28 protein-coding genes are annotated in these 24,836 nt (G+C 68.6%); 8 read left to right on the top strand and 20 right to left on the bottom strand.

Annotated elements, in window-relative coordinates:
• Positions 1 to 145: 145 nt before the first annotated feature.
• Both EDD31_RS13350 and EDD31_RS13345 read right to left on the bottom strand, forming a co-directional pair.
• On the bottom strand, positions 146 to 1,210 hold the full coding sequence (locus tag EDD31_RS13350) for a GNAT family N-acetyltransferase (protein ID WP_148058957.1): 1,065 nt from the start codon (positions 1,208 to 1,210) through the stop codon (positions 146 to 148).
• An 86-nt stretch (positions 1,211 to 1,296) separates the two neighbouring features.
• Entirely contained in the window at positions 1,297 to 3,435 is a 2,139-nt protein-coding gene (locus tag EDD31_RS13345) for a DNA gyrase/topoisomerase IV subunit B (RefSeq protein WP_123304584.1), read from the bottom strand.
• Positions 3,436 to 3,521: 86 nt separating this feature from the next.
• Between EDD31_RS13345 and EDD31_RS13340 the strand changes: the two genes are divergently transcribed.
• On the top strand, positions 3,522 to 3,746 hold the full coding sequence (locus EDD31_RS13340) for a DUF7455 domain-containing protein (protein ID WP_123304583.1): 225 nt from the start codon (positions 3,522 to 3,524) through the stop codon (positions 3,744 to 3,746).
• Between the two features lie 108 nt (positions 3,747 to 3,854).
• Here EDD31_RS13340 and EDD31_RS13335 read toward each other — a convergent pair whose 3' ends face one another.
• Positions 3,855 to 4,382 carry a YbhB/YbcL family Raf kinase inhibitor-like protein gene (locus EDD31_RS13335; RefSeq protein ID WP_123304582.1) on the bottom strand — a complete coding sequence of 176 codons (528 nt, stop codon included), beginning with the start codon at positions 4,380 to 4,382 and terminating at the stop codon, positions 3,855 to 3,857.
• A gap of 76 nt (positions 4,383 to 4,458) precedes the next feature.
• Complete coding sequence (locus EDD31_RS13330) at positions 4,459 to 5,430, bottom strand: aldo/keto reductase (RefSeq protein ID WP_123305559.1); 972 nt, start codon at positions 5,428 to 5,430, stop codon at positions 4,459 to 4,461.
• Here EDD31_RS13330 and EDD31_RS13325 point away from each other — a divergent pair.
• From EDD31_RS13325 to EDD31_RS13315, 3 genes are read left to right on the top strand one after another with little or no spacing between them, the layout of a single operon-like run.
• Positions 5,429 to 7,021 carry an alpha/beta hydrolase gene (locus EDD31_RS13325; RefSeq protein WP_148058956.1) on the top strand — a complete coding sequence of 531 codons (1,593 nt, stop codon included), beginning with the start codon at positions 5,429 to 5,431 and terminating at the stop codon, positions 7,019 to 7,021. The genes EDD31_RS13330 and EDD31_RS13325 overlap by 2 nt on opposite strands.
• Positions 7,022 to 7,042: 21 nt before the next feature.
• Positions 7,043 to 7,519, top strand: a complete 477-nt coding sequence (locus EDD31_RS13320) for a hypothetical protein (protein WP_148058955.1) — start codon at positions 7,043 to 7,045, stop codon at positions 7,517 to 7,519.
• 51 nt (positions 7,520 to 7,570) lie between these two features.
• On the top strand, positions 7,571 to 8,041 hold the full coding sequence (locus tag EDD31_RS13315) for a tRNA (cytidine(34)-2'-O)-methyltransferase (RefSeq protein ID WP_123305557.1): 471 nt from the start codon (positions 7,571 to 7,573) through the stop codon (positions 8,039 to 8,041).
• On the opposite strand, the gene EDD31_RS13310 is transcribed toward EDD31_RS13315, so the two are convergent.
• The 5 genes from EDD31_RS13310 to EDD31_RS13290 all read right to left on the bottom strand — a co-directional run bounded on the left by EDD31_RS13310 (position 8,023) and on the right by EDD31_RS13290 (position 12,613).
• Positions 8,023 to 8,889, bottom strand: coding sequence for a TrmH family RNA methyltransferase (locus EDD31_RS13310; protein ID WP_123304579.1), 867 nt, complete (start codon positions 8,887 to 8,889; stop codon positions 8,023 to 8,025). The genes EDD31_RS13315 and EDD31_RS13310 overlap by 19 nt on opposite strands.
• 49 nt (positions 8,890 to 8,938) lie before the next feature.
• Positions 8,939 to 10,183 carry an SPFH domain-containing protein gene (locus EDD31_RS13305; protein WP_123304578.1) on the bottom strand — a complete coding sequence of 415 codons (1,245 nt, stop codon included), beginning with the start codon at positions 10,181 to 10,183 and terminating at the stop codon, positions 8,939 to 8,941.
• Positions 10,184 to 10,240: 57 nt separating this feature from the next.
• Positions 10,241 to 10,711 carry an NfeD family protein gene (locus EDD31_RS13300; RefSeq protein WP_123304577.1) on the bottom strand — a complete coding sequence of 157 codons (471 nt, stop codon included), beginning with the start codon at positions 10,709 to 10,711 and terminating at the stop codon, positions 10,241 to 10,243.
• Between the two features lie 60 nt (positions 10,712 to 10,771).
• Entirely contained in the window at positions 10,772 to 11,560 is a 789-nt protein-coding gene (locus tag EDD31_RS13295) for an ABC transporter ATP-binding protein (protein WP_123304576.1), read from the bottom strand.
• Between the two features lie 81 nt (positions 11,561 to 11,641).
• Positions 11,642 to 12,613, bottom strand: a complete 972-nt coding sequence (locus EDD31_RS13290; protein WP_123305383.1) for an IS481 family transposase — start codon at positions 12,611 to 12,613, stop codon at positions 11,642 to 11,644.
• 117 nt (positions 12,614 to 12,730) lie between these two features.
• Between EDD31_RS13290 and EDD31_RS13285 the strand changes: the two genes are divergently transcribed.
• Positions 12,731 to 13,540: a hypothetical protein gene (locus EDD31_RS13285; RefSeq protein WP_123304575.1), complete on the top strand. Its 810-nt coding sequence runs from the start codon at positions 12,731 to 12,733 to the stop codon at positions 13,538 to 13,540.
• A 15-nt stretch (positions 13,541 to 13,555) separates the two neighbouring features.
• Here the strand turns inward: EDD31_RS13285 and glgA are convergent, their stop codons facing one another.
• A complete protein-coding gene (glgA, locus tag EDD31_RS13280) occupies positions 13,556 to 14,791 on the bottom strand; it encodes a glycogen synthase (protein WP_123304574.1) in 1,236 nt (411 codons plus the stop codon).
• Positions 14,792 to 14,861: 70 nt separating this feature from the next.
• Here glgA and glgC point away from each other — a divergent pair, with 70 nt between their 5' ends.
• Entirely contained in the window at positions 14,862 to 16,106 is a 1,245-nt protein-coding gene (glgC, locus tag EDD31_RS13275; protein WP_123304573.1) for a glucose-1-phosphate adenylyltransferase, read from the top strand.
• Positions 16,107 to 16,132: 26 nt separating this feature from the next.
• Complete coding sequence (gene serB, locus EDD31_RS13270) at positions 16,133 to 17,032, top strand: phosphoserine phosphatase SerB (RefSeq protein ID WP_245991217.1); 900 nt, start codon at positions 16,133 to 16,135, stop codon at positions 17,030 to 17,032.
• A gap of 2 nt (positions 17,033 to 17,034) precedes the next feature.
• Here the strand turns inward: serB and EDD31_RS13265 are convergent, their stop codons facing one another.
• From EDD31_RS13265 to fabG, 3 genes are read right to left on the bottom strand one after another with little or no spacing between them, the layout of a single operon-like run.
• Positions 17,035 to 17,538: a SixA phosphatase family protein gene (locus EDD31_RS13265; protein ID WP_245991215.1), complete on the bottom strand. Its 504-nt coding sequence runs from the start codon at positions 17,536 to 17,538 to the stop codon at positions 17,035 to 17,037.
• Between the two features lie 8 nt (positions 17,539 to 17,546).
• Positions 17,547 to 18,323 (bottom strand): enoyl-ACP reductase FabI, encoded by a 777-nt coding sequence (gene fabI / locus EDD31_RS13260; protein ID WP_123304571.1) that lies wholly within the window; start codon positions 18,321 to 18,323, stop codon positions 17,547 to 17,549.
• Between the two features lie 45 nt (positions 18,324 to 18,368).
• Complete coding sequence (fabG, locus tag EDD31_RS13255) at positions 18,369 to 19,079, bottom strand: 3-oxoacyl-ACP reductase FabG (protein WP_123304570.1); 711 nt, start codon at positions 19,077 to 19,079, stop codon at positions 18,369 to 18,371.
• Positions 19,080 to 19,280: 201 nt separating this feature from the next.
• On the opposite strand from fabG, the gene EDD31_RS13250 reads away from it, so the two are divergent.
• On the top strand, positions 19,281 to 20,201 hold the full coding sequence (locus EDD31_RS13250) for an SURF1 family protein (protein ID WP_123304569.1): 921 nt from the start codon (positions 19,281 to 19,283) through the stop codon (positions 20,199 to 20,201).
• 6 nt (positions 20,202 to 20,207) lie between these two features.
• On the opposite strand, the gene EDD31_RS13245 is transcribed toward EDD31_RS13250, so the two are convergent.
• From EDD31_RS13245 to EDD31_RS13215, 7 genes are read right to left on the bottom strand one after another with little or no spacing between them, the layout of a single operon-like run.
• Positions 20,208 to 20,528, bottom strand: coding sequence for a hypothetical protein (locus EDD31_RS13245; RefSeq protein WP_123304568.1), 321 nt, complete (start codon positions 20,526 to 20,528; stop codon positions 20,208 to 20,210).
• Positions 20,529 to 20,572: 44 nt separating this feature from the next.
• Entirely contained in the window at positions 20,573 to 20,995 is a 423-nt protein-coding gene (locus EDD31_RS13240) for a CrcB family protein (protein WP_123304567.1), read from the bottom strand.
• The gene (locus EDD31_RS13235; RefSeq protein ID WP_245991213.1) at positions 20,992 to 21,390 is read right to left on the bottom strand and encodes a fluoride efflux transporter FluC; all 399 of its coding nucleotides are present in this window, start codon (positions 21,388 to 21,390) and stop codon (positions 20,992 to 20,994) included. The genes EDD31_RS13240 and EDD31_RS13235 overlap by 4 nt, the downstream gene beginning before the upstream one ends.
• A gap of 32 nt (positions 21,391 to 21,422) precedes the next feature.
• The gene (locus tag EDD31_RS13230) at positions 21,423 to 21,788 is read right to left on the bottom strand and encodes a hypothetical protein (protein WP_123304566.1); all 366 of its coding nucleotides are present in this window, start codon (positions 21,786 to 21,788) and stop codon (positions 21,423 to 21,425) included.
• Positions 21,788 to 22,423: a hypothetical protein gene (locus tag EDD31_RS13225; RefSeq protein ID WP_123304565.1), complete on the bottom strand. Its 636-nt coding sequence runs from the start codon at positions 22,421 to 22,423 to the stop codon at positions 21,788 to 21,790. The genes EDD31_RS13230 and EDD31_RS13225 overlap by 1 nt, the downstream gene beginning before the upstream one ends.
• Positions 22,424 to 22,472: 49 nt before the next feature.
• A complete protein-coding gene (locus EDD31_RS13220; protein WP_123304564.1) occupies positions 22,473 to 23,216 on the bottom strand; it encodes a sulfite exporter TauE/SafE family protein in 744 nt (247 codons plus the stop codon).
• A 5-nt stretch (positions 23,217 to 23,221) separates the two neighbouring features.
• On the bottom strand, positions 23,222 to 24,835 hold the full coding sequence (locus tag EDD31_RS13215; protein WP_123304563.1) for an ABC-F family ATP-binding cassette domain-containing protein: 1,614 nt from the start codon (positions 24,833 to 24,835) through the stop codon (positions 23,222 to 23,224).
• Between the last annotated feature and the right edge of the window lies 1 nt (position 24,836).

The raw sequence follows: 24,836 nt of genomic DNA, 5'->3' as shown, positions 1-24,836 counted from the left end.
CCTCAGCTCCGCTGCGGGCGGGCGCTCGTCCCTCGCTCCCACCTTCCGCTGCGCAGTCGTCACACCTCGAACTCATGGTCGGCGTTTCTCAGCTCCGCTGCGGGCGGGCGCTCGTTCCTCGCTCCCACCTTCCGCTGCACAGTCGTCACACCTCGACGGTGTAGACGGCCGAGCCGCGCACCCGCTCGAAACCGAGCCTTTCGAACAGACCGATGGCTCCGGTGGGGTTGTCGGAGTCCACGTCCATGCCGGCGTACTGCATACCGTCATGCCGGTAGGCCTCCATGGCGCGGGTGAGTAGCGCCGTCGCCACGTGCCGGCCCCGCCACGCCGGCAGCACTCCGAGGTTCTCGATGTATCCCTCGGTCCAGCCCAGAGCGGGCCAGTCCTGCTCATAGCGTCCGGAGATCAGGTAGCCCGCGACCTGGGCCCGGTCGCTGCTGCGATCCAAGGCGACGAAGCTCCACTCGGGCGCGTGATGGGTGCGTTCCTGCTGCCATGCCTGCGGGGTCAGCGGTTGGCTGCCCCAGAGGTCCCGGAACGCGGTGTTGTGCGCTCGCCGGACGGCGTCGTCGAGTGCCTCGGTCCACGGTTCCACGGTCACGCTGCGCTCGAGGCTGATCGTCGGTAGCGGCTGGGAGAGGTCCCGTCGCAGCTGACTGTAGGTCCGCCGCGGGGTGAAACCGCGGGAGGTCAGCAACTGGGTGAAGTCCTCGCGGTCGTCGTCCACGTGCGCCACGATCCGCGCGGCGACATCCTCCTCGGCCTCGGCGCATTCGGCGAGGAGCTGGCGGGCACGGCCGAGCTGCCAGTCCATCAGAGGGGAGCCCATGCCGCGGTCGCGGAAGGTGGGAGCCACCCCACCGGAGACGAAGACGCGCTTGACCTGCCGGTCGGCCTGAGAGAGGCGAACAAAGCCGTAGGCTTGCATGAGCTCGCCCTGGTCATCGTCGGCGAAGCCGCCGATGCCCGCAGTGTCGTAACCCGGAGCGAAGTAGTCCTCCACTTCCTCCACGGTGGTGCGATAGGGGGGGTGGTCAGCCTCCTCGATGCGCCCGATGACCTCCACCAGTGCCGGGATGTCCGCGCGCGTCAGCTCGCGCCAGGACACCTCGGCGGCATCCGGTAGCGGTAGCTCCGACGGCGCCTGGGCGCGCGACCGCAAGGGTCCGCGCGGGGCGCTGTCGGGCGTCATCGGGGTCTCGGGCACGTCCGCACCCTACGGCGTCCCCCGGTTGCCGTGCAGGGTAGGACGCGCCCGTGTGTGTGAACTCTCAGCGCGCCGGTGCGCCGGAACTACGCGTCGATCCGGTCCATGTCGATGCGCTGCGCACCGTCGATGATGAAGTCCTTGCGCGGTGCAACATCGCTGCCCATCAGCAGCTCGAAGACCCGCTCCGCTTCGGTGACGGCGGCCTCGTCGGCCATGGAGATCCGGCGCAGCGTCCGCCGGCTCGGGTCCATCGTGGTCTCGGCGAGCTGATGGGCATCCATCTCGCCCAGGCCCTTGTAACGCTGAATCGGGTGCTTGAACCGCCTGCCGGTGCGCTCTAGCTTCTTCAGCAGGGCGTTCAGCTCGGCCTCGGAGTACGTGTAGACGACCTCACCCTTCTTTCCCCCCGAGCCGACGATGTCCACGCGGTGCAGCGGCGGCACGGCAGCGAACACCCGGCCCGCTTCCACCAGAGGCCGCATGTGGCGATAGAACAGGGTCAGCAGCAGGGTGCGGATATGCGCTCCATCGACATCCGCGTCGGTCATGAGCACGATCTTGCCGTACCGGGCCTGACTGAGATCGAAGGTGCGCCCCGACCCCGCGCCGATCACTTGGATGATCGACGCGACCTCCGCGTTCTTGAGGATCTCCCCGGCAGCCGCCTTCTGCACATTCAGGATCTTTCCGCGCAGGGGCAGCAGCGCCTGGAAGTCGCTGGAGCGTGCCAGCTTGGCGGTGCCGAGCGCGGAGTCACCCTCGACGAGGAAGAGCTCCGACGAGTCCACGTCATTCGTGCGGCAATCGGCGAGCTTGGCCGGCAGCGAGGAGGACTCCAGGGCGTTCTTCCGCCGCGAGATCTCCTTGGTGAGCCGCGCCTGCACGCGCGCACGCATCTCGCCGACGACCTTCTCCATCACGGCGGTGGCCTGCGTCTTGGCGTCACGCTTGGGCGAGGTGAGGCGCTCGGTCAGGCCGTCGGAGACCACCTTGGCCACGATGGCGCGGACCGGGGCGGTGCCCAGCACCTCCTTGGTCTGACCCTCGAACTGCGGTTCGGGCAGGCGCACGGTCACCACAGCGGTCATCCCGGCCAGGACGTCGTCCTTCTCGATCTTGGGATCCTTGGCACTGACCTTCAGCCGCCGGGCGTTGGTCTCGATCTGCTTGCGCAGGGTGCGCAGCAGTCCCTGTTCGAAACCGGTCTCGTGGGTGCCTCCCTTGGGGGTGGCGATGATGTTCACGAAGCTGCGCAGGGTGGTGTCGTAACCGATCCCCCATCGCAGGGCGACCTCCACCTCACAGGTGCGCTCGACCTCCTCGGGGGCGAGGTGGCCACGTGCGTCGAGGCGCTGAACGGTCTCGGTGAAGGTGCCGGAGCCGGTGAGGTGCCAGACATCCGAGACGGCTCCGTCCGTGGCGAGGTGCTCGGCGAAGTCGACCACGCCGCCGTCGTGCCGGAAGACCTCTTCGACGGGCCCCTCGGCTCCTGGGGTGCCGGCCAGGCCACGCTCGTCGCGGACCACGAGCGTCAGGCCCGGGACGAGGAAACTGGTCTGCCGCGTGCGCTGGATCAGTTCGTCATAGCCGAAAGCCGCAGTGGCCGGGAAGATCTGGCGATCCGCCCAGTAGCGCACCCGGGTGCCGGTGCGCTTCCTGGGCACCTTGCCCACGACGGCAAGCTCGGACCGGGAGGTGAAGGGGGCGAAGTCGTTCTCGGGCGATGGGCCGGCCGTGCCGGCGTCGCTGAACTCTCCCGGTTCGCCCCGCCGGAAGGTCATGCGATGGGTCTTCCCGCCGCGATCGACCTCGACATCAAGCCGTGCTGAGAGCGCGTTCACCACGGAGGCACCCACGCCGTGCAGACCGCCGGAGGCCGCGTAGGAGCCACCGCCGAACTTGCCACCGGCATGCAGCTTGGTGAAGACCACCTCGACACCCGAGAGGCCCACGGACTCAACCGTGTCCACCGGGATGCCTCGACCGTCATCGCGCACTTCCACCGACCCGTCCGGGTGCAGGATGATCCGCACCTCCTGGGCGTGCCCTTCCAGCGCCTCGTCGACGGCGTTGTCGATGATCTCCCACAGGCAGTGCATGAGTCCGCGGGAATCGGTGGAGCCGATGTACATTCCGGGCCGCTTGCGGACCGCCTCCAGGCCTTCGAGAACCGAGAGATGGCGGGCGGTGTAGCTGTCTGCGCGCGTGGTGGGTACTGACACGTAGCGATGGTAGGCGCCGGCCAGGCGCTACGCCGGGAGCGAACCGCCGGGCTTGCGCAAGCGGGGCGCGGGGCCGGGGTGGTTGTATGGGGCCCGTGACCACAGCGACTGAAGCCCCCACCATGACCGCCCAGGACCGTTGCGATGCGTGCGGCGCGCAGGCATACGTGCGGGTCCAGCTCGAGGCCGGCGAGTTGCTCTTCTGCGCACACCACGCGCGCCGGCACTCCGAGGCCCTGCAGAAGGTCGCCACCGACATTCACGACGAGACCGAACGGCTGCACGCCGAGGAACGTCCCACCGAGGACTAGATCACCCGATCTCCCTCACCCTGCGGGCCCGTTCCGCGCGGTGCCAAGACCACCACAGGCCGCCCTCCTCGCGGGAGGACGGCCTGTGGTGTGTTCGCCGCTGTACGTTCAGCGCTGGAAGGTGCCGGTCAGCGTGGCGCGCGCAATGGAGTGGAAGGCGCACAGGAAGTGCGCCTTCGCGGGCGTGTCATCCTCCGAGAGTTCCAAGGTCTCTGTGTCCAGAGCGTGAACGGCGAACACGTAGCGGTGGGCTCGGTCGCCCTGCGGGGGCGCGGAGCCGACGTAGGAGTGGGCGCCGCCGTCATTGCGCAGATGGAAGGCCGCACCGGGCAACATCAGATCGGACTCGCCCTCGCCGGCCTCCAATGAGGTGACATCCGCCGAGAGGTCGACCACCGTCCAGTGCCAGAACCCCGAGGGCGTGGGTGCGTCCGGGTCGAAACACGAGAGCACGAAGCCCTTGGTCTCGGCCGGGAAACCCGACCAGGAGAGCTGCGGCGAGCGGTTCTCACCGTCCTGCGACAGTTCCACCGGCAGGGCATCGCCCTCCGTGAAGTCCGCCGAGCTGAGCGAGAACCCCGGCAGGGCGGGAAGCTTGTCGTAGGGATGCTGGGCTTCGGGTCGTTCGAGGCTCACTGGCTGTCCTTTCCGGATCGGATGACCGACACCCTCACGCTACGCGGCCTCCTCGCCGCCGCCACCGCGCCACGCGTCACAGCGATGAGGTCCGCGGTGCGAAGATCTCGTCCAGGGCGGCTTCGTCCTCGGCCGTGGGTGTCCAGGAGACAGCCGCGGCATTCTGGCGCACCTGCTCCGGGCTCGTGGCACCGGCGATCACCGAGGCCACCTCCGGGCGGGAGGCGAGCCAGGAGAAGGCGACCTCGACCTCCGTCAGGTCGCGCTGATGGGCGAAATCACCGAAGTCACGAAGTCGGGTCATCAGGTCCTCGTTCTCCAGCATCTCCGTCCGGCTGCGAGTGAGCCGCGAGCCTTCTGGCGCCGTGCCGTGGGAGTACTTCCCGGTCAGCAGACCGTTCGCGAGCGGGAAGAAGGGCAGCAGCCCCAGCCCGTAGCGCTCACAAGCTGGAACAACCTCCTCCTCCACGCGGCGTTCGGCCAGGCTGTAGTGGTTCTGTGCCGAGATGAAGGGCGTGGCTCCGGTCTCAGCCGCGGTGTGCGCAGCCTCGGCGATCTGCCAGCCGGCAAAGTTCGAGTGGCCCACGTAGCGCACTTTCCCGGAGCGGACCAGGTCATCCAGGGCTGACAGCGTCTCCTCAATCGGGGTGAGCGAATCGGGCCGATGAATCTGATAGAGATCGATGTACTCGGTACCGAGCCGCCGCAGCGAGGCCTCGGCCGCCTTGACGATGTACCGCCGCGAACCGCGCGCGGCAAAGTCCTCGCCGTTCGCGCCCTTCATGTCCATCCCGAACTTGGTGGCCAGCACCACCTCGTCCCGGCGACCGGCCAGGGCTCGGCCGAGCAGTTCCTCGCTCAGACCGGGCCGGCCGCCGTAGACGTCCGCGACATCGAAGAGGGTGATGCCCGCCTCGATCGCGGCGTGCACGACGGCGGCCGCTCCCTCGGCGGACTCGGTGGCGGTTCCGGGCCGGCCCAGGTTGTTGCACCCGAGTCCGACGGTCGAGACGGCGAGGCCGGACTGGCCGAGGCGAACAGTGTCCATGACCTCGAGCATAATCGGCGGCCTCAGCTCCCGCTCCCCTGGGCCCACGGGCGCACCGGCGTGGGCCCAGCGGCCCTGGTGGTCCGAAGCGTCCCACGGCATCATGGCCGGGAGGACCGCACTCTGGGGGGATCACGTGGGACGCCAGCAACACGCCATCGCACCGCATGGTGCTCGCACGGCCGCGTTGCGGTCCGAGCGCGGCGCCGCCGGCATCGAGACCATGGGCATCGTGGTCGTCGCCGCGATCCTGCTCGCCGTGGTGGTCGCCGCGGCGTCGCCGTGGGGAAGCTCGATCGCCTCGGGCATCGACGCCGCGATCTGTCGAGTCACGCAAGGCGAATGCTCGGGCAGCGAAGGAGAGGAGGCCGTCTCCGACAGCGGGCCCGCCGCCGAGCCCGCTGGCAGCGGGACCGAGCCCACGCCTCAGGAGCGTCTCGCCGAGATCGCGGACATGGACGGCGAGGAACTCGCCGACTACCTGGAGCGGTTGCCCGCGCATGAGCGGGAGGCACTGCTCGAGGCGGCCCGCCGGACTCAGCTCGACAACAGTGTGTCCCAGGACGAGCGCGTCGGCGCGGCTCAACTGCTGATCGCCGAGGCCGCGCCACAGGTGCGCGCCTCGGCGGACGATTACGGCATCTGGGAGGAGTGGGCCACGGTCATGAGCGATCCCGGCCAGGCCCAGCGCCGCCAGGAACTCGAGAGACTCATCGCCGAGGCGCCGGACGGGTCACTGCTGGCGGATCTACGCGACGGCAGCATCCACTTCAACGCCGAGCCCACACCGGAGCAGTTCGATCGCGCGGTCGCCCGCGCCGAGGAGGGCCGCTTCGCCCAGGAGATCGCCGGCAACTTCGCCGGCTGGCTGGGCACCGACCGCAACTTCGTCCATTTTGAGGTGGACCTCGAGAACCAATCCATCCGGGCCGCCGAGCTGACCGGCGGGAATCTGGACACCGCCGAGCACGTGGCCGTCACGATTCCTGGCACTCTGATGGGTGATGGCATGGGCGAATACATCGACGGCTACACCCGTGGCCACGGCAACGCGCTGTACAACAGCTTGAGCGACATCGGCGTCGACAATACGGCCGTGATCTCCTGCGTCTGTTACGACCCCCCGCGAGGCCTGGTGAACGCCGTCAGCGGCTCGCACGCCGAGACCAGTGATCTCGCCGCCGTCGTCGACGCCCTACCGAGCGGGAACTCCCCCGATCTGCACATCCTCGGCCACTCCTACGGCGGCGTGGCGGTCGGCCATGACGTGGTGAATCACGGGCTCGAGGCCGCCAACCTCATCTGCCTGGGTTGTCCGGGCTTCGGCGGCGGCGTCACCGGCCCCGGTGATCTCCCGGGCGCCGCGACTGTCTGGGGCATCCGGCATCCGCAGGATCCCATCCAGGTGTCCGTGGGTGTCCACGGCACCCAGCCGGAGGCTCCCCGATTCGGGGGCGAGAGCTACGACTACGGTTCCGGCTGGGGCTGGAGCCCCGGTTCACACAGCACCTACTACACGGACGCCGTCTCGGTGCAGAACCTCGCGTACATCGTCTCGGGCCAGGAGGACCTGGTCACCGGACGGCGCTGAGGCACCGATAGAGTGATCACGATGCGCAGACAGCAGCAGTGGGTCCTCGCCCTCGCCACCATCACTGTGCTGGGCGCCTGTCAGAGCGGTGACCTGCCCACCGGCGCCGCCACCCTCGACGAGGCGGTGGCCGAGGCGAACGATCTCATCACGGACCTCATCGGCGCCGTCCCGGCCGAGCTCGTCCAGGAGAACGACCCCATCTACTCCCCGTGCCTCGTGGATGACGGACCGCGCGAGGAGACCGCACAGGTCTCCCAGCGCGTCAGTTTCGCAGCCGAGGACGCAGAACGCGTCCTCACCGACGCTCAGGAGTACCTCGCAGAGCGCGGGACGCAGGGGCTGCAGGTGACGGGCGCCGAGACCGACACTCCGCTCCTGGTCGGCGTCTTCGGGGACCAGGCCTGGCAGGTGGCGGTGCGGATGAACCGCGGAGCCGGGGTGGGCGGAGTGCTGGTCAATACGCCGTGCCTGCCCCACGGAGACCGCGAGGACTGATCGCCGGTGGGTGGCTGAGGCGCGGGTAGTCCGGGTCGGCAACCTGCGATGATGGGCGACGTGTTCCACGTCGTCTTCTACGAGCCACGCATCCCGCCGAACACCGGCAACACCATCCGGACCACCGCCTGCACCGGGACCAGCTTGCATCTGGTCGAACCGCTGGGTTTCCAGATGACCGATGCGCACTTGCGCCGTGCCGGCCTGGACTATCACGACCTCGCCCACGTCGAGATCCATCCCGATCTGGATACCGCGCTCGAAGCGCTGCCGGGCCGAGTCTTCGCCTTCACCGGGCATGCCTCGACCTTCTTCACCGAGATCAGCTACGAACCGGGTGACGCCCTGCTCTTCGGTCCGGAGCCCGACGGTCTACCCGAGCACGTCATGAGCCATCCGCGCATCACACAACGACTGCGCATCCCCATGCGCCCGGGAGTGCGCTCGCTCAACCTCGCGAACTCGGCAGCACTGGCCACCTACGAGGCCTGGCGCCAGCACGACTACGCCGGTGGCGTCTGACCTGTCACCCGGGTGGCCCAGAAGGCGACGGCGCTCGCGGCGGCGACGTTGAGCGAATCGACCTCGCCGGACATCGGGATCCGCACGGCGATGTCCGCAGCGTCGACCGTGCCCCGCTTGAGGCCGTCGCCCTCTGTTCCGAGCACCAGTGCCACACGCGAGCCTGGCCCGGCCACGCTCTGCGCGAACGCGTCGAGATCGACGGCGTCCTCCCGTAGCGCCAGAGCCGCGACAGTGAAACCCAGACCCTGCAGGGCGCTCACACCTGCGGGCCACTCGGGCACGCGGGTCCACGGCACCTGGAAGACCGTGCCCATCGAGACCCGCACCGCGCGCCGGTAGAGCGGGTCGGCGCAGCTCGGCGAGACCAGCACGGCATCCACACCCAGAGCGGCTGCGGATCGGAAGACGGCCCCGACGTTCGTGTGATCCACGATGTCCTCCAGCACCGCGACGCGGCGTGCGCCGGCTCCCCCGCGCGCGGCACCCAGGATCTTGGACATCGGCGCCAGATGCGGCCGGTGCATGGCCGCCAGCGCCCCGCGGTGCAGGTGGAAGCCGGTGATGGCCTCGAGTACCGGCTCCTCCGCCACGTAGACCGGCGTTGCTCCCCCGTCGGCGCTCCCGCACGAGGCTGCGATCGCCGGCTCCATGACCGGGAGCCAGCGCGGCGCCATGAGGAAGGAGCGTGGGCGGTGACCGGCGGCGATGGCGCGCATGATCACCTGCGTCGACTCGGCCATGTACAGGCCCTGCTCCGGCTCGAGCCGCGTGCGCAAGCGGACATCGGTCAGACGGGTGTAATCGGCCAGCTCCTCGGCCCGGGCATCGGTCACCGACACGATCATGGCCGGCTCCCCTGCGGGAACCGGCCATGGTCGCTGGTTGAGTTCAGGCTCACTGAGGCGGCTGCCCGGGCTCGCCACCGTCGCCCTGCTGCTCCCCGGCCGGGGGACCGAAGCGCGTGGCGTCCTCGGCCTCCGGCACGGGCGGCACGGCAGACTCCGCCTGCGGTGCGGCGCCGCCGGCCTCGCGCTTCTTCACGCGCGAGGAACTGGTCCGGTCACTGGCCTTCTCCGCGACGTCGGCAGCATCTTGCGCCTCGCCCTGGGCTCGCTTGAGCGCCGCGTCGGGGTCCTCCAGTGTGGCCTCGGCCAGCGCGGTGGCCATCGCCGGGCTCTCGTGCTCGCCGAACTCCACATTGGGGTGCTCGTAGTCCCCCCCGGAGTCACCGGAATCCCCGAAGGAACTGTTCGAGGAGCCCCCGCCGAAGCCCTGGGTGATGCCGTTCAGGGCTGCGGTGAACTCGGTGGGCACGATCCACATCTTCGAGGATTCACCATTGGCGATCTCAGGAAGCTTCTGCAGGTATTGGTACGCGAGCAGACGCGGGTCGGGCTTGCCGCGGTGAATGGCGTCGAAGACCTGCAGGATGGCCCGGGACTCACCCTGGGCACGCAGAATGGCCGCCTGCGCCTCACCTTCGGCGGTCAGGATCGCGGCCTGCTTCTCACCCTCAGCCGTGAGGATCTGGGACTGCTTGACACCTTCGGCGGTGAGGATCGCAGCACGCCGGTCGCGCTCGGCGCGCATCTGCTGCTCCATCGAGCCCTGGATGCTCTGCGGCGGGTCGATGGACTTCAGCTCCACGCGGTTCACGCGGATGCCCCAGCGGCCGGTGGCCTCATCGAGCACGCCACGGAGCTGACCGTTGATCTGGTCACGGCTGGTCAGGGTCTGCTCGAGGTCCATCGAGCCGATGACGTTACGCAGCGTGGTCACCGTGAGCTGTTCGATACCGGTGATGTAGTTGGCGATCTCGTACGTCGCGGCCTTGGGGTCGGTGACCTGGAAGTACAGCACCGTGTCGATGCTCACCACCAGGTTGTCCGAGGTGATCACCGGCTGCGGTGGGAAGGAGACGACCTGCTCACGCAGGTCGACGCCGGCGCGCACCTTGTCCACGAAAGGAATCAGGACGTGCAGGCCGGCGTGGAAAGTGGTCTGGTAGCGGCCGAGACGTTCCACGATCAGTGCCACGGTCTGCGGGACGATCCGCACAGCGCGCCAGATCGTGACCGCCGCAAAGATGACAAGCAGGATGGCGACGATCGTAAGAACCGGCCCTCCGATTCCGTTCATAGGTCCTCGCTTCTTGGTTGGACCACCCCGGAGCCACGACGGTGCGCGGCGAGGTGATCAGTAGGTGGGGTACGGGTTCTGGGGATCGTTCGGTGAGGCGGGCAAGGGCTTGACGATGGCAGTGGCACCATCAATGGCGGCCACCACCACGGTGCTGCCCGGGGCAAGCGGCGGCCCGGGCTCTTCCATGCGCGCCGACCAGATCTCGCCGGCGAGCTTGACCCGGCCATCGATTCCGGTGACCTCTGCCTCCACGATGGCCTGGCGGCCGGCCAGGGCGTCCACATTGGTGTTGGTGCGCGGCACGGTCCGCTCCACCCAGCCCTTGACGTAGGGGCGCGCACCCCAGAGCAGCAGCATCGACACCAGTGCCACCGTGGCGAACTGCGCCCAGAGCGGGGCGTCGAAGGCCGCCAGCAGGGCACCGGCCAGGGCCCCGATCGCGAGCATGAAGAAGACGTAGGACAGCGTCAGCATCTCGATGACGCCGAAGATCAGCGCGGCGCCGATCCACCACAACCAACCCATGGACCCGTCCCCCTCTCAGTGATCTGTCTCTCAGGGCAGCTTAACCCGGCCGGATAGCGCTCAGCGCACAGCAGCGCGAGCCGTGTAGCGACCACGATGCCGCTCGACCTCGAGCTCCAGCCCGAAGGCGTTCGAGAGATGTTGCGGGGTGAGCACGTCACCGAGCTCACCGGCCGTGACCACTTCACCATCGCGCAAGAGCAGGCCGTGCGTAAAGCCGGGAGGGATCTCCTCCACATGGTGCGTCACCATGACGCTCACCGGAGAGCGGGCGTCGCCGGCCAACTCGCTCAAGGCGGCCATCAGTTCTTCGCGGCCACCGAGATCCAGTCCGGCGGCAGGTTCGTCGAGCAGGAGCAGTTCCGGATCGGGCATGAGTGCGCGCGCCACCTGAACGCGCTGGCGTTCACCGGAGGACAAGGTGCCATAGGTGCGCTGTGCGAGGTGGGCGACGCCGAAGGCGTGCAGCAGTGCCTCGGCCCGCTCGATGTCCTCGCTGTCGTACTCCTCGCGCCACCGGCCGGTCTGGCCGTAGGACGCGGTCAACACGATGTCGAGAGCCCGTTCGCCCGGCGGGAGACGATCCGCCAAGGCGGCCGAGGTGAGGCCCACGAGCGTGCGCAGGTCTGCGAGGTCGGTGCGACCGAGCTGTTCACCGACCACCGTCACGGTGCCGGAGGTGGGGTGCATGCGACCGGCAGCCAGCTGGACCACTGTGGTCTTCCCGGCACCGTTCGGGCCCAAGATCACCCAGCGTTCACCGTCGTCCACCGACCAGTCCACGTGGTCGAGGATGGTGGTTCCGCCGCGGCGGACGAAGACGTCATCGAACTCGAGCACTTCACCCATGCCTCGACTCTATCGTCCGGCGGCCCACCCCATGACGGCGGGCGCACACAACCCCGTCCGCCTCCTAGGTGTACCCGGTCATCACGTTGGTGACAGGCGGCTGATCGGGGGCTTGCCTCCGAGTGAGCTATGGCGGCGTTCAGTGTTGTAGTGCTCGAGCCAGGGTGCAAGGGCGGCGGATCGGGAGGTGCTGGTGGTGAAGTTCTGCCGGTAGGCCCACTCGGTGGCGAGGGTGCGGTTGAGTCGTTCTACCTTCCCGTTCTGCCAGGGGCAGTGAGGCTTGATGAACTTCTGCGTGGCTCCTAGCTCGGCGCAGGCCTGCTTGACGTCGTTGGAGTGCCGGTAGGCGAACGCGTTGTCCGTCATGACGCGCTCGATCCTGGTGATGCCCTTTGCGGCGAAGTAGGCCGCAGCCCGTCTGAGGAATCCGGCGCAGGTGGCGCCCTTCTCGTCGGGCAGGATCTCGCAGTAGGCCAGCCGGGAGTGATCGTCCACCAGTGAGTGGACGTAGTCGTAGCCGATCTTGCCGCGTCTCATCTTCGCCGCCTGGGTCGCGGCGCGGCCGTTGGCGCGCCAGCCGCCGCCGTCGGGGATCCTGCCGAGCTTCTTGACGTCCATGTGGACCAGCTCGCCGGGGCGCTGGCGCTCGTAGCGGGTTGCGGTGTGTTTCGAGGAGCGGATCACCTCGCCGGTCATGGGGTCGCACTCACGCAGGTAGGGCACGCGGTGGCGGCGCAGGATGCGTGACACCGTCCGTGGCGCGACGCCGACTTTGGGGCTCAGCACGTCAGGGCCCTGGCGATGCTCGGCCCGAGCGGTGAGCACCGTCTGCTCGACCTCTTGCGGCGTCTTGGTCGGCATCGTGTGCGGCCGCGAGGAGCGGGTCTGAAGCCCTGGCTCGCCCTCGGTGGCGTACCGGTCGATCCAGGTCTTGACGCATTTGCGTGAGACGCCCATGGCGGCGGCGATGTGGGCTTGCTTCCAGCCGGCCTGGTAGCGCTGGACGATCAGCAGGCGGCCGTGGACGGTGAGACGGGCACTACGGTGGGACACGAGAACCTCTGGGTTGGAGTGGGCCTTCGACAAGCCACATCCCACCCGGAGGTTCTCCATCGTTCAAACCACCACGCTGCTACCAACCTCATGACCGGGTACACCTAGGCTGGCGTCATGTCCGCCGGCACACCCTCTCTGGAGCTACCCCTCTCCGTGCTCGTGGCCCTCTGGCTTCCCACCGTGCGGGACGAGGTCTCCGCGCGCCGCGCTGCCGAGAGCATCCGCGCGGGCGAGCATCCGCCACGAGTCCATCACAGCCATGGAAGCGAGTTCCCGGAGACCTCCGACAGCACCCAGGCTCTTGCCACAATGCTGCACGCGCTTGCCCCGGCTCAGCAGGTGGCGGCGGTACTCCCCCGACCGGGAGACCTGATGGGCTCGCCCGCGACCTGCTCCGCGGACCTCCTCGAGGCCGGGGAGGGCGTCGTGGTTCTCGGCGCAGCAGGTGCCGAAGCCCGGGTGGCCATACCCCATATCGAGGTCTTCGGCAGTGCGCTGGAGAGCGGGGAGATTGTGCACTGGCGATTCCACCGCCTCCATGCGGAGCCCGCCAGCGCGAGCCGGATCCTCGGGGGCATCGAATCTGTTGCTCATGCTCGTCGTGAGATCACGCGTGCTCTCACCGACGCGGTGGAGATTCTCGAGGCTCTCGATGTGGCCCGTGAGCGGCCCGACCTCGCGGACGATGTCCTCGACCTGTCCCTGGCGCACCTCGATGCGCAACTGATGCCACCGGATCTGGACACCCGGACCCTCGATCTGCTTGAACGCTCGGCCCGGCTCCTCGGGATCGTCGAACTCGCCCAGAGCGACACGGGTGCTGCCGTGACGGCCGTGAGCATCGACACCCGGGCGGGAGCGCTCGGGGAGATCGCCCGCCAAGCCCGCCACGCACTGGCTGCCGCCAGCGCGCACCGCGTCTAACCGGACCCGCGCGAACTAGCCCAGGACCGCGCGGTAGACCTCCAGCGTGCGCTCTGCGACTGCTTGCCACGAGAAGTGGTCCTCCACCCGGCGGCGCGACGCCCGACCCATTTGTTCGGCAGTGGCGGTGTCGGCGACAACCTCGGTCAGCGCCTGAGCGAGGTCGGCTTCGAAACGATCCGGGTCCGTCGGGGTACCGGTGCCATCGGTGTGCTGCTCGATCGGCACCAGCAACCCAGTGACGCCGTCCTCGACCACCTCGGGAATGCCTCCGGTGGCCGTGCCCACCACGGGCAGGCCCACCGCCATCGCCTCGAGGTTCACGATGCCCAACGGCTCGTAGACCGAGGGGCACACGAACACGGTGGCGGCGTCCAGCACCGCAACGAGTTCGTGCCGTGGCAGCATCTCGTCGATCCACAGCACCGGTGCCGTGCGCACCTGGCGGAGCTCCTCAACCAGCCCGGTGACTTCCTGGGCGATCTCCGGGGTGTCCGGGGCGCCCGCGCACAACACGAGCTGCACATCGTCTGGCAGGAGCCGAGCAGCGCGCAGGAGGTGCGGTAGGCCCTTCTGACGCGTGATCCGCCCGACGAAGACCACGGTCGGCCGGTCCGGGGCGATGTCGAGGCGCTGCACGGTCGCGGCGGACGCCTCGCGCTCGTCCTCGCGAGGCGCCCGCCACCCGTCGAGGTCGATGCCGTTGTGGACCACGTGCACGCGCGCCGGGTCGAGGTCGTAGGACCGCAGAATATCCGCGCGCATCCCAGCGGAGACGGCGATGATGCCGTCGGCGTGAGCGTAGGACGTGGCCTCAGCCCAGCTGGAGACTCGGTAGCCGCCGCCGAGTTGCTCGGCCTTCCAGGGCCGCAACGGTTCGAGGGAGTGTGCGGTGAGCACGTGGGGAGCTCCGGTGAGCTGAGCGCTGAGGTGCCCCGCGAGGTTGGCATACCAGGTGTGGGAGTGGATGAGGAGGTCGTCGCTGCCCAGCTCGGCCACGTCTGCGGCTATCGCGAGATCGACACCGAGCGTGCGCAGCGCGGCGTTCGCCGAGGCCAGCTCCGGCGGTGCGGCGTATCCGCTCACTGGCACCTCGCCCTCCGGCAGGTCACCGCGCGGCCCGTCGAAGGCCCGGACATGGACGTCGACTCCAGGAAGGCCGTGGAGCACCCTCGCGAGTTCGGACACATGGACGCCGGCTCCGCCGTAGATGTGTGGCGGGTACTCCCGCGACAGCATTTCCACCCTCATGGGCCTCAGCATGCCAGGCCCACTCGCCCTCGGCGAGCCTTCCGTGTGATCCAGGTAATAGAGTGTGCGCATGGCAGCACCACGAGTACTCGCGATCGTCTTAGCCGGCGGAGAAGGCAAGCGGCTGATGCCCTTGACGATGGACCGCGCCAAGCCCGCCGTCACCTTCGGTGGCATCTACCGGCTCATCGACTTTGCCCTGTCCAACATCGTGAACTCCGGGTATCTGCGGATCGTGGCGCTCACGCAGTACAAGTCCCACAGCCTGAACCGCCACATCTCCACCACCTGGCGCATGTCCACCCTGCTGGGCAACTACGTCACCCCGGTACCGGCCCAGCAGCGGCGCGGCAAGAACTGGTTCCTGGGTTCGGCTGACGCGATCTACCAGTCGCTCAACCTGATCGACGACGAGCGCCCCGACGTCGTGGTGATCGTGGGTGCCGACAACATCTACCGCATGGACTTCTCCCAGATGGTGCAGCAGCACATGGACTCGGGGTTGCCTCTGACCGTCGCGGGGATCCGCCAGCCACTGGAGGAGGCCGACCAGTTCGGCGTCATCCAGCCGGACAAGCACGACCCGCAGCGCATCGGTGAGTTCCTGGAGAAGCCCACGGATGCCGTGGGCATCCCTGACTCGCCCCACGAGGTGCTCGCCTCGATGGGCAACTACGTCTTCGACACCGCAGCGCTGGTCGACGCGGTCACCAATGACGCCGCCGACTCCTCCTCCAGCCACGACATGGGCGGCTCGATCGTCCCGCGTTTCGTGGAGGCCGGGCTCGCCGGCCTGTACGACTTCACCTTCAACGACGTCCCCGGCTCCACCGACCGTGACCGCAACTACTGGCGCGACGTCGGCACGGTGGACGCCTACTACGACGCCACCCTCGATCTCATCTCCGTCAATCCGGTCTTCAACCTCTACAACGACCTCTGGCCGCTGCACACGGGCTACACCGGCCTCGCGCCGGCCAAGTTCGTGCACTCCGAAGAACGCCGCCTCGGTCACGCCCTCGATTCACTGATCTCCCCGGGGGTGATCGTCTCCGGCGGTGAGGTGAACCATTCGGTTGTCTCACCCTTCTGCCGCGTGAACTCCTGGTCCACCGTCCACGAGTCCGTGCTCTTCGACGGTGTCGAGGTCGGCCGTAACGCCACCGTGCGCAAGGCGATCCTGGACAAGCACGTCATCGTCGAGCCCGGCGCTCAGGTGGGCATGAACGAGGAACACGACCGCGCCCGCGGTTACTGGGTCACCCCCGGCGGGGTGACCGTGGTGCCCAAGGGCTGGGTCGTGCGCGGCGACTGAGCCACGTCCACCTAGGCTGGGCGCTTGTGACCTCGCTTCGACTGAGCCTGATCTCCCCGCGCCCGCTCCCGGAGACACTGGCCGCGCACGCCTACGACCTCATGAGCGAGGTCGTCTCTGGCGATCTCCAGCACTCGTCGTCGAACACCGACTTCTCCGCGATGGCCATCAGTGGCCAGGCACGCCCTGGCGTGGACCTGGACACGCTCCGCGCCGAACTGCGCTCGCCCGCCATCGCGGTCGGCGTCGATGCCGCCGTTGTCTCCGGAGAGCTGGCGACAGCTCCGCCGTCGCTGGTGATCACGGACGTGGATTCCACCCTGATCACCGCCGAGGTGATCGAACTGCTTGCTGAGCATGCGGGAAGGCGGGCCGAGGTGGCGGAGGTGACCGAGCGAGCGATGCGCGGGGAACTTGACTTCGCCGCAAGCCTGCGTGAGCGCGTGGCGGCCCTCGCCGGCCTGCCCGTGCGCACGGTCGACCAGGTGCGCGCCGCGGTCCAGCTGATGCCGGGGGCACGTGAACTCCTCAGCGCGGTGCGGGCCACGGGCGGGCGTTTCGGTGTGGTCTCAGGTGGCTTCATGGAGCTCCTCGAGCCCTTGGCCGCCGAGCTCGGCATCGATCATGTGGCGGCCAACCGCCTCGAGGTCGCCGACGGCGTGCTGACCGGCCGGGTACGCGGCCCGATCGTGGACCGGGCCGCCAAGGCGGAGTACCTGCGCGCCTGGGCACAGGCCGATGGCATTCCCGTGGCGCGCACCATGGCCATCGGCGATGGCGCCAATGATCTCGACATGCTGCATGCTGCCGGTCTCGGCGTGGCGTTCTGCGCCAAGCCCGTTGTCGTGGCCCAGGCACCGGCAGCGGTGACCTTCCCGCGGCTCGATGCCGCGCTTGCCTTCACTGGCGCTGTCTCCGGCACCTGAGCTCAGACTCCGGCGCGCAGCACCTGGGTCATCGTGGCTCCGCCACGGTCCAGCTCCGCCCACGGCGCCTGCACCTCCAGGATGCAGGCGGTCGCGGTGGGCACACCCAGCGCGACCTGGGAGCCGAGCTGGTCCCGCCCACCGTGCAGATGTAAGGCCGTGGCCGAGATCGTCGGCTCATGCCCCACCACCAGCACGTGGCCCGCGCGCGGGTCTACCCCCCGGATCGCCTTGACCACGTTCTCGACGTCGGCTTCGTAGAGATCATCGAGGAACTCGTGTGCTCCGACATCGACCTGCTGTGCCAGCAACCGGAAGGTCTCCCGGGTGCGCAGGGCCGTCGAGACCAGAGCGAGATCGAAGTCCCCCAGACCGTCCTTGAGGCTCTGACCGATCACCGTGGCCTGGTCGCGCCCGCGCGTGGCCAGTGCCCGGGCGGCATCATCCAACGCGCCACGGGGTTCGGCCTTGGCGTGGCGGAGGAGGACCAGGCGGCGCTGGGTCACTCTCGACCTCATACGCCCATTGCGTGCACGCCGCCGTCGACGTGGACGATCTCGGCCGTGGTCTTGGGGAACCAGTCCGAGCACAGGGCCACCACGGCGCGGGCCGTGGGATCGGCGTCGCTGACCTCCCATCCCAGGGGCGCACGCTCCCCCCAGCCACCCTCGACCTGTTCGAAGCCGGGAATCGAGGTCGCCGCCGTGGTCTTCACCGGCCCGGCGGAGACGAGGTTCACCCGGATGCCGTCCGGGCCGAGGTCACGTGCGAGATAACGAGCCGTCGACTCGAAGGCGGCCTTGGCCACGCCCATCCAGTCGTACACCGGCCAGGCGAAGCTCGCGTCGAAGGTCAGTCCCACCAGTGCTGAGCCCTCACCCATGAGCGGCTTGGCAGCCACGGCGAGGGCCTTGAGCGAGTAGGCCGAGATCTGGATGGCGGTGGCGACGTCCTCCCACTCCCCCGCCAGGAAGTTTCCACCCATCACCGACTGCGGTGCGAAGCCCACCGAGTGCACCACACCGTCGAGCCTCTCCCCCTCACCGAGGTGCTCGCTGACGCGTCCAGCAAGCGCGTCGAGGTCCTCGGCCGAGGTGACGTCGAGCTGCACCACCGGCGCCGCATCAGGAAGGCGACGAGCAGTGATCTCGGTGAGCCGGAACTGGCGGCCGAAGGACGTCAGGATGACGCGCGCCCCCTGTTCCTGCGCCAGACGCGCCACGTGGAAGGCGATCGAGTTGTCCTTGAGCACGCCGGTGACGAGCAGTGTCTTTCCCTCGAGCAGTCCCATGGGTCTCCTTGCAGGTCGGTGGCGCGAGAGCGCCGCTGGATGGGGTCAGTGGCCCATACCGAGGCCGCCATCAACGGGGATGACAGCGCCGGAAATGTAGGCGGCCGCGGGTGAGGCGAGGAACTCCACAGCACCGGCAACGTCATCGACGCCACCGAACCGGCCTGCGGGGATAGCAGCGAGGTAGGCCTCCTGCTGCTTGTCGGGCAGCGCCTGAGTCATGGCGGTGTCGATGAACCCGGGAGCCACGACGTTGGCCGTGATACCCCGGCCGCCGAGTTCCCGGGTGATGGAGCGGGCCATACCGACTAGCCCGGACTTCGAGGCCGAGTAGTTCACCTGGCCGGGCCCGCCGTACAGGCCCACCACCGAGGAGATGAAGATGAGGCGACCACGACGGGCGCGGATCATGGCCTTCGAGGCGCGGCGCGCCACCTTGAAGGCGCCGGCGAGGTTGGTGTCGATCACGGTCTCGAAGTCATCGTCGCTCATGCGCATCAGCAGCTGGTCGCGTGTCACTCCGGCATTGGCGATGACCACCTCGACGGGACCGTGTGCTGCCTCGACCTCACTGAAGGCCGCGTCCACCGCCTGGGTGTCACGGACGTCGGCGGTGACGCCGAGCACGCCCTCGGGGAGATCGCCGGAGCGATAGATCGTGGCGACCTTGTCGCCGGCGGCAAGGAATCTCTCGGCGATCGCCCGGCCGATGCCTCGGTTGGCTCCGGTGACCAGTACGCTGCGGGCCTCGCTCACCTGTGTCTCCTTCGAGTCGTCATCACTGCTGCCTCGGGTTCTGGCTCTGCCGCGCAGGGCAAAGCCGAGCCTGGCACCGCACGTCACCCAGAGGACACTCCGCGGAAACCGTAGCCGACTCTAGTGCCGCGGCGGAAACGCGTGCTGTGCAGCACAACGCGCGACCAGCAGTAGCCGGCGGCGCGCGCGTACCCTAGCGAGGTGAGTGCTGCCGGCCGCGAAGGTTCTCGATACGCCTTCCTCATCTCGCGCCGCTGGGCCGGCCTGAGCGCGCTGATTGCCGGCTTCGTCGCGCTGAGCGTCGTGCTCGGATTCTGGCAGTGGGACCGGTTCGAGACCCGGCTGGCCGACGCCAGGAACGTCGAGGAGGCCTTCGATGCCGCTCCCGCCACGCTCGAGGAACTCTTCGGCCCGGACTTCACGGTCGCCACGGCCAATGAGTGGCGCCCGGTGGAGCTGACCGGCCGCTACCTGGATGAGGCGGACGGGCTCGCGCACCACACGGTCCTGCTGCGCAACCGCCCCGTGGACGGCACCGCAGCTGTCCACCTGATCGCGATGTTCGAAGCCGAACACCCGGACGGCCGGATGCTGATCCCGGTGAACCGCGGGTGGCTGGCGGATGCGAGTGTGGACTCACCACATTCACTGCCGGCGCCGCCCGCCGGGCCCGCACAGGTGGTGGTGCGCCTGCGCCCTGCTGAGCCACCACGGGTCCAGGAGCGCCCGGAAGGGCAGATCTACGCCTTGGATCCTGAGGGTGTGCTGGAGGCCCTCGGCGCCACCGATACCGCGACCGATGCCATCGTGCTCCATGGCTACGGCATCGCGGTCTCCGAGAGCCCGGAAGCAGGCGTTCAGCTCGGCACCGTGGACCGGCCTGCGGCGCGCTGGGGACTGAATCTCTCGTATGCCATCCAGTGGTGGATCTTTGCTGCGGGAGCGCTCGTGGCACTGGTGGTGCTCGCGCGCAGAGAGGCCGCAGAGCGCGCCGCCGAGCAGGATCCCGGAGCCGGGGACTCCGGCCTCCCGGGCTCGATGCGAACCGCGCGGGCGCCGAAGCGTCGGTGCAGCGCCGAAGAAGAAGAGGACGCGCTGATCGACGCCCAGCTGAACAGCTGAGGCGCGCTACTTCTTGGCGGCGCGCACCACGCCGCGAAGCGCTCGTCCGGTGACCCACACCAGAGGGATCGCCACGGCGACCAGGGCGACCGTGTTCGGCTCGAAATGCACCGCTCCGTGGCGCTGCACATAGGCACCCAGGGGCACCGACAGCCCGCCGCCACCGCCCCCCTCATGGAGTTCCCCAGCCGAACCGCCACCAAATCCGGTGATGCTCACCGCCACTGGCGTCACCTCATCGGCCGCCAGGCGCTGCGGTTCGCCGATCGTGTTCTTCACCCCGAGGGTGCTCACGAGCTTGCCTAGTTGAAGTGCGAAGTCAGCCACACCGCCACGCTAGTGCCTCGAGTGCACGTGGAGTGACACCCGCCTCAGACGAACCACATGCCGAGAAGGAGACCGAGCACCCCGGCGAGGAAGCCAAGGACGAGCTGGATGGTCAGCGCACTGAAGGCTCGCCCGGGGCGCCGGTTCCGCAGTTCGTCGGCCACGCTCACCATGAGGGTGCCGAAGGTGGTCAATCCCCCGCACAGGCCTCCGGCCACCATGAGAGGCACGACCGCCGGGAGGATCGGGGCGGCACCGAAGGCCAGGCCGGCGATGAAGGAACCCACGCAGTTCACCGCCAGCACGGCGTGATCGATCAGCCGTACTCGTGTCACCATCGTGCGGTCCGCACGTGCCCGGCGCCCGGCCTGCCAGCTGACCACGCTCCACCGCATGACGGCGCCGAGCGCACCGGCGACGGCCGCCAGGACGATAGCCACGAGGTCACCACCGGACAAGGCGATCATGAGGCACCTCGTGACTGGCCGAGGCTTCCGAGAACCAGCCCGCCCAGAGCCGCGGCGATGCCGAGGACTACTGAGAGACCGAGTTCGGCTCCCGCTTCGAGCAGCCTCCCGGCGAGGAGGTGACCGCCGGCGTCCATCGCCAATGCGGAGAACGAGGTGAAGGAGCCCAGCAGCCCGGCACCGAGGCCGGCACGCAACCATTCCGGGCGTTCGGGACGGCTGAGCACTCGGCCGGTGACGAGCCCGAGGATGAAGGATCCGAGCACGTTGGCGACCAGGGTGGACAGTGCCAGGGGCCCTCCGGTGGGAAGAGCGAGATCCAGACCCAGGCGCAGGCTGGTTCCGAGTACCCCACCAAGGAAGACGGCGGCGATGGTGAGGAGCATGGTGATCATGGTGCCAGGCCAGCGCGGCTGGCCGGACCGCGTCACCGGAGCATCATCCCGGCGAGCACGGCGATCAGTGCTGCCCACACGTAGCTCGCCAGGGTTCCGATGATGAATCGCTCGGCAGCCGGCCCACGTTGGTCGGCATCGGTGGCGCGCAGTTCGGGATAGCGGCCGAGACCCTTGATGGCGATGATCACCGCCACGGCCTCGGGCACTCCGCCCAGGATGGCGCCGGTGATGGCGACACGTTCCAGGATGCCGATCCACGTGCCACCGCGCAGCAGTCCGGGCAGCGCCGGGTCGGGCTCGATCACGCGCAGGAGCAGTGCCACCACCGCCCAGCCGGCCAGCGCCGAGACCAGAAGAGCTCCGACCACCACGGCGGTATTGAGCAGCAGGTCCATCACCTCTCCTCCTCGTTCTGCACGGATGCCGGCCCGGCGGCGGTCGTCACGAGTGCTGCGGCCACCGGCCGCGCGCGACGTTCTTCCTCGATCATGGCCGCGCGGACCCGCTGGCTGACCGCCTGCTCGGAGATCTTCAGTGCGCCCGCTGCCTCGCGTCGGCTGCGGCCCGCGCTCAAGAGATCGGCCACCTCCCAGCCCCCCGCGGTACGGCGTCTGAGCACCGAGGCGAGCAACTGCAGGATCGCTGTGGCCTGCGTGGCGGACTCACGGTTGCTCCCGTAGACCACCAGAGGGACTGGCTCCGTGCGCGTCTTGGCGCGCTCCACGGCATGGCGCGCATGGAGGAACGCCGGGCCAGTGCTGGCGCGCGCCGTCTCTGCGAGCGGCTCCTCCACTGCGCCCGCACCGATGCCGATCGCCCACTCGCCGGAGCGGCACAGCCACAGGGCGAGATCAACCGCCGCCTCGGCGGTGCCCAGCAGAGCCTGGACCTCATCACCTACTGTGCGTTCCATCGGGAGGACCACTGACCGCTGCGCCTCATCGCTCCACTGGGCAAAGCTCTGCAGCAGACCGTCGACCAAATCTGGCCTGCCGGTGCTGCCACGCTGATCGGCGGTCACCACGAACATGGTGCAAGGCTATGCCCTTGATACTCGAAGATCAAGGTCCAAACCTTGACTACTGTAGCAGCGCCACGATGCCAGTCGCCAGCGACAACAACGCCCCGATGACCGCGATACCCACCACGATACGACTCGCTGTCAGTGTGGACAGACGCCGCCCGACTCGTCTGCCGATCCGTAGGCCTCCGAGCGTCAAGGGCAGACAGGCCAGCCACCCCCACCAGGGCAGGGTGGGGAACTCCTCCCGGGAGAAGAGCAGCTTGGAACCGAGCCCACAGATCGACAGCGTGATCCACACCGGCTGCACCGAGGCGGCGAAGGCGCGCGGATCCCAGCCGGAGAGCACCTGATAGAAGGCCATGGCCGGTCCACCAACGCCGGCGAGTACCGTGCCCGCTCCCGCTCCGACGCCGGTGAGAATCCGCACCGCCGGCCCGTCGGCTCGTCGCCCCAGACGGGAGAGGAAGACCGCCAGGGTCAAGCCCGCTAGCACCAGGCAGGAGACGATGATGTACAAGGGCCCGCCGGGAGAGCGCGCGGCGATCCAGCTCGCCAGCGGCATCACGAGCACCGCAGCGGGGATCAGCAGCGTCAGCCGCCGCCATTCGATCCTGCGCCAGACACTGGCGAGCATCACCGCGGAGATGCAGCCGGCGAGGACATTGGTGAGCATCACCCCGCCGTGCGGTCCCAGCATCACCACCAGGAAGGGCGCCATCATCATGGCGGCACCCATCCCGGTGATCCGCTGCAGCACGGAAGCGAGCAGCACCAGCACCAGAATGGCCAGCGCCGTCATCACACTCACGCCATGGACACCAGGTCGCGGTAGGAGTCGTTCCAGAGATCCTCGTCCGCATCGGGCAGGAGCAGCACGCGCTCCGGGTCGAGAGCATCTACTGCGCCCTCGTCGTGCGTCACCAGCACCACGGCGCCCTTAAAGGTGCGCAGGGCGCCGAGAATCTCCTCCCGCGACGCCGGGTCGAGGTTGTTCGTCGGCTCGTCCAGCAGCAGCACATTCGCCGACGAGACCACCAGGACCGCCAGGGCCAGGCGGGTCTTCTCCCCGCCGGAGAGCACACGCGCCGGCTTATCGGCGTCATCACCGGAAAAAAGGAAGGAGCCGAGCACCGAACGCACCCGCGTATCATCCAGATCCGGCGCCGCCGTGCGCAGGTTCTCCACCACCGTGCGATTGAGGTCGAGGGTCTCGTGCTCCTGGGCGTAGTACCCGATCTTCAGGCCGTGCCCGGGCAGGATCTGGCCGGAGTCCGCCTCCTCGACATGCCCCAGAATGCGCAGAAGCGTGGTCTTCCCGGCACCGTTGAGCCCGAGGATGACCACGCGTGAGCCGCGGTCGATGGCCAGATCCACCCCGGAGAACACCTCGAGCGAGCCGTAGGACTTCGACAGTCCTTCGGCCATCAGCGGAGTCTTGCCGCACGGCGCAGGATCTGGGAAGCGCAGATTGGCCACCCGATCGGTCTGCCGTTCCCCCTCGAGGCCGGAGACCATGCGATCGGCACGCTTGAGCATGTTCTGCGCCGCCACGGCCTTGCTGGCCTTGGCACGCATCTTCTCCGCCTGCTTGCGCAGCGTGTCGGCCTTCTTCTCCGCGTTGGCTCGCTCGCGGCGGCGGCGGCGCTCATCGGTCTCACGCTGGGTCTGGTAGCGGTCCCAGTCCAATGCGTAGACATCGAGGCTGGCGCGGTTCGCGTCGAGATACCACACGTGGTTCACCACCTCACGCAGCAGCTCCACGTCGTGGGAGATGACCACCAGGCCCCCGGTGTAGCTGCGCAGGTACTCCCGCAGCCACACGATCGAGTCGTGGTCCAGGTGGTTGGTGGGCTCATCGAGCAGCAGGGTCTCCGCGCCGGAGAAGAGAATGCGCGCCAGCTCGACCCGGCGGCGCTGACCACCCGAGAGCGTCTCGAGCGGCTGATCGAGCACCCGGGTGGGCAGGGAGAGATTGGAGGTGATCGTCGCTGCCTCGGAATCGGCCGCCCAGCCGCCCAGGGCATCGAACTCCGCGTCCAGGCGGGCGTAGCGATCCATTGCCTTGGCCTGCTTGTCGCCGATCTCCTTGGCCATGGCCTCCTCGGCCTTCCGGATCCGCTGGCGCAGGGTGTCCAGGCCACGAGCGGAGAGCACACGGTCGCGCGCGGTGACGTGCAGGTCGCCGGTGCGCGGGTCCTGCGGCAGGTAGCCGATCTCGCCCGACCGGGTGATCTGTCCCGTGTGGTGGACCACCGAGGCGGTGGCGTCCTGGCCGGAGAGCAACTTGGTCAGCGTCGTCTTACCTGCGCCGTTGCGCCCCACCAAACCGATGCGCATGCCGGTGTCGATACGGAAGGAGGCCTCAGAGAGCAGCTCCCGGGCACCGATGCGGAGGGAGAGTTGGGATGCGGTGATCACC

It is taken from the genome of Bogoriella caseilytica, assembly GCF_003752405.1.
Taxonomy (GTDB): Bacteria; Actinomycetota; Actinomycetes; order Actinomycetales; family Actinomycetaceae; genus Allobogoriella; species Allobogoriella caseilytica.
Note: the sequence above shows the minus strand (reverse complement) of the source record. Positions and strands in the feature narration are given on the sequence as shown.